We start from the raw sequence: 13,161 nt of genomic DNA, 5'->3' as shown, positions 1-13,161 counted from the left end.
CATCCAAGCGTGTACTTTGCCGCGACTATAGTCACCACCGGAGTGCTTGCACTCGCTGGCTGCTCTGGCTCAAGTTCGACGGCCCAGACTACGCTCGACGGGATTCCGGACGAGGATCCGACTGCTACGGTCAAGGTCCTCACGATCTTTGACCTTCAGACAGATGGGCTTCAATCGGTCGTTGATGCGTTCGAGAAAGCGCACCCAACGATCAAGATCGAGTGGCAGACTGTGCCGTTCGATGCCTTGAACAGCACCATAGATGCGAATGTTGCTAACAAGCAGGGTAACCCTGACGTGTACTGGGCCGACCAGCCTCGGATCTCCGCTCTCGCTGCGCGTGGGGAGGCGGAGGACCTGACTAAGGTATTTTCCGAGTATCAGGACCAGTTCCTCGAGTCCGCCTACGACTCCGGCATCTACCGGGACAAGCTCTACAGTCTTCCTCTCGCCAACTCGACGCAGCTGCTGTACTACAACAAGAACTTGCTAGAGGCGGCAGGCATCGCAAGCCCCTCGGCGCTCGTAGACAAGAGAATCACGTGGGAGCAACTGACGGCAGATGCGGCGCAGTCCGTAGATGCCGGAGCCGAGAACGGGTTGCTATTTGGCCAGTTTGACCGGTACTACCAGCTCGAATCCCTCCCGGTATCCCTCGGCGGCTCGATTGGTGCATCAGGGTCGGAAAATCTGACCCCGGATGTCACCTCCGATGCATGGGTGAAAGCCATGGACTGGTACGGCGCGCTCTTCACTGACGGCATTTCACCGCGGGCGATGACCGCTGATCAGACGGATTCCACATTCGTGAGCGGCAAGGCCGCGTACATGGTCGAAGGTCAATGGCTTCTTCCGCAGTTGCAAGACGCTTCTTTCGACTGGGGGGTCGCACCCCAGCCCGCCTTCGACGGTGGCAAGGCAGTCACGGCGACGGGGTCGTGGTCGATCGCCATGAATCCCTTCAGCAAGGAGAAAGAGGCAGCAGCCATCTTCATGAAGTGGATGGCCATCGACGACGGTGGTGGAGTCATCGCCTACCGTTCCAATCCTGATCTGCCAGCCAGCGTTCAGGGCAAAGACATCTATTTCGGCCAAGAGCTCTTTGCTTCGGAACAAGGTGCGAACGCTGCCGCCATCATTGACTACGAAACGACAAACACCGCAGTCAATCGTGTTGCTACCGTCGGATACATCGAGTTCGAGACGATCATGAATCAGACCTTCTCGGACATCCGCAACGGTGCCGACCCGCGGCAGGCGCTGCAGAAGGCGTCGGACGACATCACAGCCGCCTGGGCAAAGTACAAAGGATAGGCCTCGGTCGTCATGCAATCCTCATTGAAGATCCCTATGGCGCGGGTCGAAAAACCGCGCCATAGGGGCCGCCGTCGCCAAGCGTTCTGGGCCTCTGTCTTCCTCGCTCCGGCAGTGATCGCGCTCCTCGTGCTGCGGGTCATCCCTACAGCTGGCGCGGTTGAGTCCAGCCTCTACGAGTCGTTCCCCGGAGGCCTGATCCCGGCAACCTTCGCGGGCTTCTCTAACTTTCAACAGCTCTTTGACGACCGCAATTTCATCGACACTATCTGGCGCACGCTCGCCTTCAACGTGATCATTAACCCGCTTCAGATCCTGCTTGCCCTCATGATCGCCGTTCTCATGATCCAGAAGATCAAGCTCGGTGGGTTGTGGCGTACGTTGGTCTTCATTCCGGTAACGGTACCCATGGTCGGCTCCTGCATCGCGTGGGGGGCGGCGCTCGAACCCCGCGGTCCAATCAATGCCCTTCTCGCGGTCCTGGGTGGCAAGCCTCAGCCCTTTCTGACCTCGCCCGAACAAGCTCTCGCCTGCATCATCGTCGTCGCATCCTGGATCGGTGTGGGTTACTGGATGCTGTTTCTTATTGCAGGGCTCCAGGCAATCCCCGACGACATCTACGAGGCAGCGCGCCTGGATCGGGCGGGCCCCATCCGCACGTTCTTCACAATCACGGTTCCTTTGCTTCGGCGACCGCTACTGTTCGTCCTCGTCGCTGACACGGTTGCAAACTTCGTGTTGTTCATCCCCGTACAGCTCCTGACCGGAGGGGGACCACAATCATCGACCACGATGCTGATGTTCGACGCCTATCGCACCACGTTCACATACGGCAGCCGGAACACCGGTGCCGCTCAGGTGATCATCCTCACGATGATCATGCTCGTGTTCGTTCTGATTCAGTTCCGCCTCCTCAGAGAGGAGCGTTCGAAATGACCCAAACACTGATTCGCGACGAGTCAACGTTCGGCAGGGTGCCGGGACGCTCGGGGAGCATTTCGCGACGTCCGCGCCGGCGACCTCCCTCGACGTCGACCGTCGTCTACACGGCCGTTGCAGCGTTCGTCGGAATGGCCTTCTTCCTTCCTGCTCTCTGGATTCTCATCGGGTCTTTCCGCCCGAGCGCCGCTATTCTCGACAGCTTGTTCCCGTTGAGCTGGGGCCTCCTCGTTCCCACCGATGTGACTCTCGACAACTACGTCACGCTCATCGTCGACGACGGCTTTGGGCTCGCGCTGATTAATTCACTCATCGTGTGCGTGGCGAGCGTGGTCGTCGGGCTAGCAGTGTCGATCACCGCAGCGTATGCCTTGTCCGTCTTCCGCTTCCGGGGTCGAGAAGCGATCTTTGCGATCGTCGTAATCAGCTTCATGATTCCGTTCGAGGCGATTGCCATCCCGCTCTCTCAGCAGTTCACAGGATGGGGGCTGGGAAATACCCTGGTCGGGCTCATCCTCCCTGGACTCGGCAACGGACTAGCGATCTTCAACCTTCGGCAGTACTTCCTGGGAATCCCCGCTTCGTACCGCGAGGCCGCGATGATCGATGGAGCGTCGGAGCCGCGCATTCTCTTCTCGATCTACACTCGAATGAGTGGACCGGCGCTCACAAACTCGGCATTGCTGATCTTCCTCGGACAGTGGACGGCATACTTGTGGCCGCTCCTCATGGTGTCGGACAACGACCTGCAACTCGCTCCCGTAGCGTTGGCGACCACGTTCGGTGAGCACACGGCCGACTACGGCGCGAATTTCGCCGGGGCGGTGCTGCTCTCGATCATTCCCGCCGTATCGATATTCGTCCTCCAACGCTCTTTCGGGCGTCTGTCTATTGGAAGTGGAGAAAAGTGAACCAGCAGCATCCGGCAGCCATCGTCGTAGTCGGCTCCGCGAACATGGACTACATCGTGTCCGTATCCGCGGCGCCAGGGCCCGGCGAGACCGTCCTCGCTCAGTCGCTTCTCGTTCAATCGGGGGGCAAAGGCGCCAACCAAGCCGTGGCGGCCGCCCGGTTGAGTGGTGACGTTCACTTCATCGGCGCGGTCGGCGACGATGCCGATGGGGCGACACTCGTGAGAACGCTGCGTGCGGAAGGCGTAGATACGACACACGTAGAAATCATCAACCGCGTCCGAACCGGCTTGGCCCTAGTCTCAGTGTCTGACGGCGCCGAGAATTCCATCACTGTCGTGCCGGGAACGAACTTCGCGGTCACGCCCGACCGCGTCGCTCGCGTGGTGGAACGCATTGCAGGCGAATCAGAGGGCGCCGTGGTGGTGACACAGGCAGAGCTGCTTCCAAGCGTGACGGAAGCCGCCATCGTTGCGGCCGCCGCGGTGGGCGCCAGGAGCATCGTGAATTTGGCGCCTTACCGACCTCTACCCCTTGCTGTGCTGGCTCAGTGTGATCCGCTCGTTGTCAATGAGACTGAGGCGTCCTCTCTGGTCGGTTGGCCGGTCCGCGATGTCGCGAGCGCCAAGCTGGCGTTGGCGCAGATCGCAGACTCGACCAGCTCAGTCGTGATCACACTCGGTTCGCAAGGTGCGTGTTGGTCAGATTCCTCAGGTATGGGACACGTTCCGGCTCCACTCGTTCCCGACATGGTGGATACGACGGGAGCTGGCGACGCCTTCGTTGGAGCGTTGGCCGTGCAGCTCGCGAACGGCGAGAGCCTCCATCATGCGGTCGAGGTGGGGGTCCTAGCAGGGTCCTTCTCTGTGCAGAGACCCGGTGCCCAATCCTCGTATGGTTCCGCGGCTGAACTTGACCTCGTCAACTTCAACAGTACGTCCACATCCTCCTAGACGCTCGACAGGATTCTCATGGCGATAACGCGATCAGATGTTGCTCTTCGAGCCGGCGTGTCGCCGGCGGTGGTCAGCTACGTCGTCAACCGGGGACCTCGTCCGGTTTCGGCCGCGACGAGGGCGAAGGTGGAGTCCGCGATTGAGGAACTCGGATACCGTCCGAACGCTATCGCCAGCGCGCTACGCGGTGGCACGACCCGATCCGTCGGCCTGCTCACGCCCGGTCAGCACAACCCGTACTACGCAGAATTGGTTGAGAGCATCGAGCAGGAGTTCACCGAACTCGGATACCTGGTTCTGACCGCGAGCACTGGCCATGATCGCGTCCAGGAGGAAAGGTATTTGCATACCTTTGTGGATCGGAAAGTTGACGCAATGCTGCTCACCTCGAGCGTGACCCTCGCACGGTCGGGTGCCGGCGCGTTTGACGACATCCCGGTGGTCGTTCTAGACAACGTCTCAGAGGGATCAGGTCTATCTGGAATTGGATGGGATGAAGCGGCCGATGCGGCCACGGCGGTCGAACATCTTCAATCTCATGGCTACCGCGAGATCGGCTGCGTGGCCGGGCCTCCCCGCGACCCGATCAGTTCGGCACGCATGCAAGGCTGGCATGCCCAACAGCAACTCGCCGGCCTCCCGCACGGTAGCGATCTCGTCGTAGCCAATGAATATTCTGAAGAGGGCGGATACTCGGCGGCCAAGGCGCTTCTTCAACGCCGATCCGACCGGAGAACTGACCATCCTTCCCGGCCCAGGGCGTTGTTCGTTTCTTCTGATGTGCAAGCCGTAGGAGTTCTCTTCGCGTGTTTCGAGCTCGGCCTTAGGGTGCCCGAGGATATCGCCGTAGTGTCATATGACGGCACGCGCGCGGCAACCTTCACGGTTCCTCCGCTCACGACACTTCGTCAGGATGTGCGATATGCGGCGGGCCTCGCTGCGACCCACACAGTCGAGCGCATCGCGTCTCCGTCTACGTCGCCGCTGAGATTGACGCTCCGGGGCAACCTGGTGATTGGACGAAGCTGCGGATGTGAGATACGCGACCATCTGCCGTCTGCTCGCGATGCTCAGGACAGCACCGACAGGTGACCGAATCGGCACGGCGAGTGCGTGTGAGCGAACTCCGGTCGAAGGTCGGTTGGCACTTCTTTGTTTTCGCCTTCCTGGGCCGTGTTCCTCTTGCGATGAACGTGATCGGTGTGCTGACGCTCGTTACATACGCCCGTGGATCGATCACCGACGGTGGAATCGCTTCCGCTGTACTCGGGTTGTCTTCCGGGCTTGCCGGGCCGATCTTAGGAGCTGCCGCAGACCGATGGGGTCAACGCCGAGTCTTGACGGTCGTGGCGGGTGTGAACAGCGCAGCGCTCATCGGGCTGATCGTTGTCAGCTATTCGCACAGCGGCCTTTGGATTCTCCTCGGAGCCTGCGTAGTTGCAGGTGTCTCAAGTCCTCAAGTCTCGCCCTTGGCTCGCGTTCGGTGGATGGCGCTTCTCGGCCAATCCGGACCAGGTCAACGTCCAGAGGATCGAAGCCGACTAGCCGCGGCGATGAGTTATGAAGGAATGGTTGACGAGGTGTCGTTCGTCGGCGGGCCGATCCTCGTGGGAGTGCTGGCGACCATGGTCGCCCCGTCAGCTCCCCTCGCGGTGAGCGCTGCTGTCACCTTGGTATCTGTGTTGGCCTTTGCTTGGCACCCCACCGCGGTGGGTCTCAATCAAGGGCCAAAACTTGCTCTGCGGCCGTCGTTGCCTGGAAGAAGAGTGGCACCCACGTCGCCTTCCCTCCTGCTAGCAATCGCGGGCATGGTTTTCCTGGGTGGATTCTTCGGCGCATCGCTCGTTTCGCTGACCGAGTTCTTGGGCGAGCGGGGCGTCTCGGAGCAGACGGGATTGATCTATAGCTTCATGGGTATTTCGTCGGCCGCATCTGCTTTTCTGATGTCTCGGTTGCCCAGACGGTTCAGTCTCCAAGCTCGATGGGTGGCGTCGTCAGTAGTCATTTTTGTCGCTGCCTTCAGCATGCCTGCCATCGATTCGACGTGGGTCATGTGCGTGATCCTGCTCGTTGCCGGCGTCGCAGTTGGCTCACTCTTGGTGACCCTGAACACAATAGGAGCGACGGCAGCCGATCCTCGCAGATTTGCTTTGACTATGGTGCTCCTCACTAGTGGGATCACGGTTGGACAAGCAGCGGGATCAGCAGCCACTGGGGTGATAGCAGAGAACGCCGGGTATCCGGCCGCCGCCATCGTCACCGTCCTCTTTGGGATCGCCGGCGTCCTTACGGCCACCGCTACATTCGTTCGCCGACCGCGCTACGTATGAGCCACCGAGAGCCGCGCCTCGATGAACCGAGCGGGGGCAATTCACTCGGAGGGTGAAGCGTCTAGCTTGATCCGCCCGGCTTAGTAATCATCAGGACGAGGATCACGAGCCAAAGAAGATTCAGAGTTCCGGCGTAGGCCATCGCACGTAGCCGTTCGCGCTTCTCTGTTGGTGGATTGAGGAGCATCTCTCGCTGCATCGGAATGATCTTCCAGAGCAGGAGGGTGCCCCCGACTGCGACCAGGCCAATGGAGATCAAGATCCACAGCTCTCCGAGGCGACCGAGAACAAGCGCAAGGATGAAGCCAACGACCGGAGTGATGACGGCCAGGCGGCCGTAGCCCCTAGTTATTCGGTGCATCGCGATCGCCGCAGGGTGGCCGCCAGACTCTGCGTAGGGCTTTGCTGCGTCGGCCATTGCATATCGTGGGAAGACGCTCGCCGATACGGTCACCCCGCCGATGAATACAATCGCCGTCGCCACGTGAATCACGAGTAGTACATACTCCATTGGGTCTCCAGCCGGTCGAGGGTCTTAGGTTTATGGGATCAGGGGATCTCCGTCAGGCGTCATTACGAACCACGCGCCGCCGTTGAGGTAGCGGTCCTGGCCGCTGTGTTCGCCAGGTGCCTTGTCTGCGGCGAATCGGTACAACGGCCAACCGTTGTAGGTGACCACGTTTCCACCCGAAGGATTTGGCAAGGTGCCGAGCAAGTCCTTGTCTACGCCGTTGCCCGCGCTTGGCGTCTCGCTGTCGATCGCAGTGAGGGCGGGCCAGTTCGTGGCGCACGTAAACGTGCAGCTCACTGCGTTCGCGTCGTCGGGCTCGAAGACATAAAGCACGGCGCCTTTGCCGTCCACGAGTACGTCGCCGAGGTCGTTGGTCTGCAGGACGGAGATAGTTGACGCGCGGTTGGCAATGTCCACGGGGTCGACCGCACACCCTGGGAGTGTCACGAGGAGTGATAGGGCCACGAGTGGCGGTACTAGACGCATGCGAGCGAGGGGCATACATGCAGTCTAACTGTAAGTAGGTCTAGAGTGAGACGATCATCGAGATGAAAGGGGGGGCATGGTCGATGAAAAGGGCAAGGCACAGCGCCCATCAGTGAGCCCTGCGCTAACGATGATTCTCCAGGCGCGTCTCGTAGAGAACCGCGTCGAGACCGAGCTCAAGGGCATGGGGTTGTCGTTGCGGCGGTTCGGCATTCTCGGACACGTGCGCGCTTCACCTGGAATCTCATTCAGCGCACTGGCCCGGCGGGCGGACATCAAGGTACAGAGCCTGCCTCCGATCATGAATGCCTTGTTGGAGCAGGGCCTCGTGGTGACGGTTGGAGGGGTGGAGCAAGGGCGCGCCGCCGCGATTGAGCTCACTCCGGAAGGGAGCAGGGCCCTCGAGCGAGCAACATCGGTACTGGAGGGTGTCGACAGGGAACTCTTCGCCAATGGCGATTGGAAAGAGCTGGGGGAAGTGCTGGGCCGAGTGGCTGAAGCGTTTCTCCGGGGAAACGCGACCGCCGCTGGGTCACCCGAGTAGCGCTCGCCCGAACCAGTCATTCTCGTCGACTACGCCGGGAAGAATTGCGAACAGTGCGCTGGACGTGGGAACTGTGAAGCGCGCTAGCGCATCCGATTCGGCCAATCGCTGTTGAATCGGGATGAAGCTCGTTCGCGGGTCTGATTGGTAGGAAACGAAGAGGAGGCCGGCATCCTCATCTCCGGCGTCCCCGGACGGTTGTCCGCTGGAGTATGAATACGAGCGTCGCAACATCTCCTCGCCGGCACCACGACGAGGAGCGGCAAGCCGGATGTGGGCATTGGCTGGGATCACGGGCGTTCCTGATGGGGTGATCGCATCTAGATCTACGGGATCGAACTCGTGCTTGGCTCCCAGCGGTGCCCCGGTCGAGATGTGCCGGCCGACAGAGGTGTCTCTCGCCTCCTCTGATGCGCCCTCCCAATCGCGGAGTAGCATGCGGAACCTCCGTACGGCAACGTAGCTGCCGCCTGTCATCCACGTGGGAGAGGTCCCGTCGACCCAAACGGCGCCCCCTATTGATGCGCGGCTGACTGCGATGTTGTTGGTGCCGTCGATTTGCCCCATAAGATTCCTGCCATTGGTGCTGCTGGTCGAAGCCGCTACACCACGGAACCCGTTCATTTGCCATTTCGGGCGCAGCATCTTTCCGGCGGCCCTGCGAACCGTGCGCGTTGCTCCGCCGAGGTAGACCGCGTCGTTCGAGCAGAGTTGAACAAAGACTCCGCCGTGAGATGACAGCTCGTCGAGCTGATCACCGGGGAAGAGGGGGAGATCTACCAGTGGTGGGGGGCGACGGAAGCCGAGCTGATCAAGGGCGGCGCCTCCTAGGCCTACCGTCATCGTGAACATGCCTGGCGTGGAGCCATGCGTGACCATCGACGTGTCGACAGCCGTGTGCCCTGAAGCGAGATCCGCTGCAATCTGAGTCCAGGCCCGCATGACCGCAGCGAGGTCTGCGGCCGTGGCTCCGTCGTCGAGATCGAACGCGAGGAAAGTTGCGTGCGTGGGGGTGGGGTCAGCGATTCCAGGCTGGTGTGGGCCGAAGAACGGCACGACGGCCGGAGTGGAGGGTGTCGCGCTGGGAGGGCTTGTGGGCATTGGGCTGTTGGTGATGTGAGTTCCCACGATCACACCACCTGCTGCGGCCCCTATCGTTGATGCTCCGCCGATTAGAAACGCGCGTCGGGTGGGTCTTTTGGGCTCGGCCATTAGTCCGTGATGTTTCTGTTTTTGAGTAGTCCAGCGGTTCCGCTCACGATTGCAACCGCGTATAGACCAGTGGCGATCAGGGACGGAAGATAGGGATCGCCGTTGAATCCAGACGTCGCGATGGTGGTGAACGCTGATGCGGGGAGGAGGCCTTGGCCGAAAGGTGCGGCGGCGTTGAGTAGGTTCTCAAAGAGGGCATAGACCAACCCCGTGGCGAGGGCCGCGATGGGAGAGCGCAGCCAGACAGCGAGGGTGCTTCCTGCGAGCGAAAACGCCACCATCCCGAGTGCAAGGTTGCCGAGGGCTCCAAGCGCAGAGGCGATCCCGCCAGCCCACGCGGCGGTGTCGACCCGCCATATGGCTGCACAGACGAAGCTAGTGACGGCAGCGACCACCGCCCCGATGATGCTGGCGATCGCTGCGGCTGTGGCAAGGGCGAGCCAGTTTCCGACTAACCAACGTGTGCGCTGTGGCTGGTAGACCAGGGCGAGGCGAATGAAACCCGATGAATACTGGCTGGTTATATGCATGATCGCGATCGCGAGCACAACAATTCCTGTGATCATCACGGGTCGTCCGATGATCTGCGCCAAGGTCTCTCGGCCAGCGAGATCGGCCAGGGTGGTCGGAGGGTCGGTCAGACGCGAGCCACCGGGCGCGGCGGCGGTCGCAAAAGTGAACGTGATGGCCGTGATCGAAAACAGGACAATTGCACCCAGACCCGGGAACAGGAGAGCCGGGCGTGCCAACATCGTCCAGGCCGAGCGGAAGGCGCCAATCATCGTGTTACCTCGTTCATCGCGACCTCGTGTTCTCTGGCATTTCCCGTGGGATCGCCTGTGAGAGCCAGGAACGCATCTTGCAAAGTGGGCCGCTGGACGGCTATTTCTGACAGTGTGATCCCGACTCCGGTGGCCAGCCGGTTAAGCCTCTCGCCCAGACTGGCGCTGCCGGTCACGGCCACGGTGACATCATCGAGTTTTCGTCCTGACTGTCCATCCCGCTCGAATGCCGCCAGGACTGAGGCAAGCGCAGCCGGTTCGTTGACGCGGCACCGGATCGTGGTGGGGACGGCCCGCAGCATCTGGTCGGGCGGCCCGTTGAAGAAGACGTGGCCGCGGTCCATCGCCACAAGATGATCGCACAGCTCTTCGATCTCGTCGAGTGCGTGACTGGCGATGATCACGGTGATCCCTTCCGCTGCCAGGGAGTGGAGAAAAGCACGCAATTCGATTGTTCCGCGTGGGTCCAAGCCGTTCGTCGGCTCGTCCAGGATGACGATGCGCGGTTGCCCGAGTAGAGCTGCCGCGAGCCCCAAGCGCTGCTTCATACCGAGCGAGAACGTCCCTACGCGCTGTTCGGATGCTGCAAGCAGCCCGACACGGTTCAGCGCTTGATTGACGAGCGATGGCGACCAGGCTGCAAGACGGGTCAACGCGAGCAGATTATTCCTTGCGGTCAGGCCAGGTACAAACCCCGGGGAGTCGATGAGCACTCCGATGGGGGCTGCATCAGGGTGTTCCGGGTCGAGGTCGACGCCCTCGGGGCGAACCACCAGTGTTCCTCCAGATGGAGCAATAAGACCGCACAGTAGTCTCAGCGCCGTCGTCTTGCCGGCTCCATTTGGGCCGATCAATCCGGTCACGCCGCCGCGCGGGACGGTGAAGGTCAGTGGGCCAATGAACGAAGAGGTTGAAAGCGTGGCAGTTGCATCCTCGACGATGATGGCCGCGTTGGCCCGCTCGTGCTCGGTAAGTGGCGGGCTGTTGACGGCGGTGAAGGGGACAGTGCGTGTTTCGCGAGTGTCCACCCGCCGCGCGTGCCAGAGGGCAAGCAAGCCGCCGACGCCGGGGATGATCGCCAGCCACTTAGCAGACCGAGGGAAAGGCAACAGTAGAGCGAGCACGATTGTCGAAACGTAGAGCAGCCCATGGATTGGTCCGCCCGTCGATGTGACGACCGGCGATTGGATCGAGAACCGGTTCGACAAGATGACCACCAAGGACACGAGCTCAAGTGCCGAGACAATCCTCATCACGACTGTCGCCCCGTTGATCCTGCTGCCATGATCGAACGCCATTTCCTACCTCCACTTGCAGTCTAACTGCAAGTTATCACGCTTCCGCAGAGACCAGGCGTCGAGTGCATCAACTTACAGTCATACTGTAAGTTGAGGAACGCCTACTCCTCTGACGCCGCCAACCCATCCCAGGGCCGACGGCGTCGGTCTAGGAAGTTCTCGCATATGCGCTCCGCGCGCTCACAACACGAAGGACACCTCATGAGTGACGACGACAGCAAGACCCCCTACTTCACGCTTTGGAATGTCTTCGGCGCAGCTCCCGTCAGGCCCGAGCTCGAAGAACAGTCGATCCGTGATCTTTCCGAGTTCGTAGAATCGCTGCAGGCCGACGACATCGTTGTTCGTGGTTTCTACGATGTTTCTGGCCTGCGCGCAGGTGCCGACGTCATGATCTGGTTGCATGGAGCTAGCCCAGCACAGCTTCAAGCGGCAGCGCGTGCTCTACGGCGTCAGGCGGCTTTCGTCGGAGCCTTGCCGGTCTGGAATGCTCTTGGAGTTCATCGTGACGCGGAGTTCAATCGCAGCCACGTTCCGGCGTTCGCACGCGGGGTCGAGCCTGCTGCGTGGGTAACCGTGTACCCGTTTAACCGCAGCTACGAGTGGTACCTCCTGCCCGAAGAGGAACGGCGCGAGCTCCTGGCTGAGCACGGCCGCGCGGGTGCCCCCTATCGGTCTGTGCTTACGAATACCGTGGCGTCGTTCGCGCTCGGCGACTATGAGTGGATCCTTCCACTGGAAGCAGACGACCTCATCGACCTCGTCGACCTAATGCGAACTCTGCGTTCAACGGGGGCGCGACGCCACGTCCGCGACGAGATTCCGTTCTTCACCGGGCGGCGCATTGAACCCGCAGACGTGGCGGAGTTGCTCGGTGCCTGACCTAGCCATTTCGCGAACGGCGCGACCGGCGCGCAGGCTAGGGCTCTTCGGCGCCTATCTAGCGTTGACGAAGCCCCGAGTGATGGAGCTGTTGCTCCTGACGACTGCGCCAACGATGATTCTGGCGAAACGCGGCGTCGTAGATTTCTGGTTACTCTATGCGACTTTGATCGGAGGCGCAGCGAGCGCCGGAGCGGCCGCTGTCTTCAACATGTACATCGATCGCGATATTGATGCGCAGATGAGTCGGACCGTGGGGCGCCCTATCGTCACTGGAGAGATCTCCCCGCGTTCTGCCCTGGCATTCGCGTGGTCGCTCGCTGTATTCGCTACGGTGTGGTTCACCGTGGCGGTCAATCCGTTCGCTGCAGTCCTCTCCGCCGTAGCCATTTTCTGGTACGTCGTCGTGTACACGGTGATCCTGAAACCTCGTACGGTGCAAAACATCGTACGGGGTGGGATCGCTGGTTGCTTCCCTGTTCTCATCGCGTGGGTTGCTGCGACGGGAGACCTTGACTGGCCAGCGTTGACACTCTTCCTCGTGATCTTCTTCTGGACCCCGTCACACTATTGGCCGCTGTCGATCCGGTATGGCGCGGACTACCGGCGGGTAAGCGTACCAATGCTTGGTGCTGTCCGAGCGCCGCCTCAAGTTGCAACCCAGATTCTTGTCTACGCGACGGCGACGGTCTTGTGCGCAATCGCACTGATCCCCATTGCCTCCATGGGCATTGTCTATACGACGGTCTCGGTGCTCTCTGGGGGGTGGTTCGTCTGGCGCTCCGCTACCTATCTGGTGGCGACCCGGTCGAGCACCCCGAAGAACGCGCGTCCAATGAGGGTGTTCGTGGCGTCGAATGTCTATCTGGGGCTCTTGTTCATGGCCATCGCAGTTGATGCGCTGGTGCGGGGCTGACAGCCCCCGGCGCTCGGGGGGTAGGTTCTGGCTCCGACGCTGCGAAAGCGAGTCGTTGTGGGCCGGATCTCTTGGGATCA

14 protein-coding genes are annotated in these 13,161 nt (G+C 61.1%); 9 read left to right on the top strand and 5 right to left on the bottom strand.

Going from position 1 to position 13,161, the window contains the following annotated elements; all coding sequences use genetic code 11:
• Positions 1-42: 42 nt before the first annotated feature.
• From AC07VM_RS01760 to AC07VM_RS01735, 6 genes are read left to right on the top strand one after another with little or no spacing between them, the layout of a single operon-like run.
• Positions 43-1,314, top strand: coding sequence for an ABC transporter substrate-binding protein (locus tag AC07VM_RS01760; RefSeq protein ID WP_494909768.1), 1,272 nt, complete (start codon positions 43-45; stop codon positions 1,312-1,314).
• A gap of 36 nt (positions 1,315-1,350) precedes the next feature.
• Positions 1,351-2,250, top strand: a complete 900-nt coding sequence (locus AC07VM_RS01755) for a carbohydrate ABC transporter permease (protein WP_494909767.1) — start codon at positions 1,351-1,353, stop codon at positions 2,248-2,250.
• A complete protein-coding gene (locus AC07VM_RS01750; protein ID WP_494909766.1) occupies positions 2,247-3,164 on the top strand; it encodes a carbohydrate ABC transporter permease in 918 nt (305 codons plus the stop codon). Before AC07VM_RS01755 ends, AC07VM_RS01750 begins: the two co-directional genes overlap by 4 nt.
• A complete protein-coding gene (locus AC07VM_RS01745; RefSeq protein WP_494909765.1) occupies positions 3,161-4,117 on the top strand; it encodes a ribokinase in 957 nt (318 codons plus the stop codon). The genes AC07VM_RS01750 and AC07VM_RS01745 overlap by 4 nt, the downstream gene beginning before the upstream one ends.
• An 18-nt stretch (positions 4,118-4,135) precedes the next feature.
• Complete coding sequence (locus AC07VM_RS01740) at positions 4,136-5,212, top strand: LacI family DNA-binding transcriptional regulator (RefSeq protein WP_494909764.1); 1,077 nt, start codon at positions 4,136-4,138, stop codon at positions 5,210-5,212.
• Positions 5,213-5,235: 23 nt separating this feature from the next.
• On the top strand, positions 5,236-6,450 hold the full coding sequence (locus AC07VM_RS01735) for an MFS transporter (RefSeq protein ID WP_494909763.1): 1,215 nt from the start codon (positions 5,236-5,238) through the stop codon (positions 6,448-6,450).
• A 61-nt stretch (positions 6,451-6,511) separates the two neighbouring features.
• Here AC07VM_RS01735 and AC07VM_RS01730 read toward each other — a convergent pair whose 3' ends face one another.
• The gene (locus AC07VM_RS01730; protein WP_494909762.1) at positions 6,512-6,961 is read right to left on the bottom strand and encodes a hypothetical protein; all 450 of its coding nucleotides are present in this window, start codon (positions 6,959-6,961) and stop codon (positions 6,512-6,514) included.
• A gap of 30 nt (positions 6,962-6,991) precedes the next feature.
• Positions 6,992-7,378 carry a COG4315 family predicted lipoprotein gene (locus AC07VM_RS01725; RefSeq protein ID WP_494909761.1) on the bottom strand — a complete coding sequence of 129 codons (387 nt, stop codon included), beginning with the start codon at positions 7,376-7,378 and terminating at the stop codon, positions 6,992-6,994.
• Between the two features lie 145 nt (positions 7,379-7,523).
• On the opposite strand from AC07VM_RS01725, the gene AC07VM_RS01720 reads away from it, so the two are divergent.
• On the top strand, positions 7,524-7,991 hold the full coding sequence (locus AC07VM_RS01720; protein ID WP_494909760.1) for a MarR family winged helix-turn-helix transcriptional regulator: 468 nt from the start codon (positions 7,524-7,526) through the stop codon (positions 7,989-7,991).
• Here the strand turns inward: AC07VM_RS01720 and AC07VM_RS01715 are convergent.
• From AC07VM_RS01715 to AC07VM_RS01705, 3 genes are all read right to left on the bottom strand, one after another.
• A complete protein-coding gene (locus AC07VM_RS01715) occupies positions 7,980-9,119 on the bottom strand; it encodes a Dyp-type peroxidase (protein ID WP_494909759.1) in 1,140 nt (379 codons plus the stop codon). The genes AC07VM_RS01720 and AC07VM_RS01715 overlap by 12 nt on opposite strands.
• 83 nt (positions 9,120-9,202) lie before the next feature.
• Positions 9,203-9,985 (bottom strand): hypothetical protein, encoded by a 783-nt coding sequence (locus AC07VM_RS01710; RefSeq protein WP_494909758.1) that lies wholly within the window; start codon positions 9,983-9,985, stop codon positions 9,203-9,205.
• A complete protein-coding gene (locus AC07VM_RS01705) occupies positions 9,982-11,283 on the bottom strand; it encodes an ABC transporter ATP-binding protein (protein ID WP_494909757.1) in 1,302 nt (433 codons plus the stop codon). The genes AC07VM_RS01710 and AC07VM_RS01705 overlap by 4 nt, the downstream gene beginning before the upstream one ends.
• A 201-nt stretch (positions 11,284-11,484) precedes the next feature.
• Here AC07VM_RS01705 and hemQ point away from each other — a divergent pair, with 201 nt between their 5' ends.
• Together hemQ and AC07VM_RS01695 are read left to right on the top strand one after the other, a co-directional pair.
• On the top strand, positions 11,485-12,165 hold the full coding sequence (gene hemQ / locus AC07VM_RS01700) for a hydrogen peroxide-dependent heme synthase (RefSeq protein WP_494909756.1): 681 nt from the start codon (positions 11,485-11,487) through the stop codon (positions 12,163-12,165).
• A complete protein-coding gene (locus AC07VM_RS01695) occupies positions 12,158-13,081 on the top strand; it encodes a heme o synthase (RefSeq protein WP_494909755.1) in 924 nt (307 codons plus the stop codon). Before hemQ ends, AC07VM_RS01695 begins: the two co-directional genes overlap by 8 nt.
• Positions 13,082-13,161 lie beyond the last annotated feature (80 nt).

This window comes from Microbacterium sp. GW821-FHT01D02 (assembly GCF_059422585.1).
This window is presented reverse-complemented; position numbering and strand designations above follow the sequence as displayed.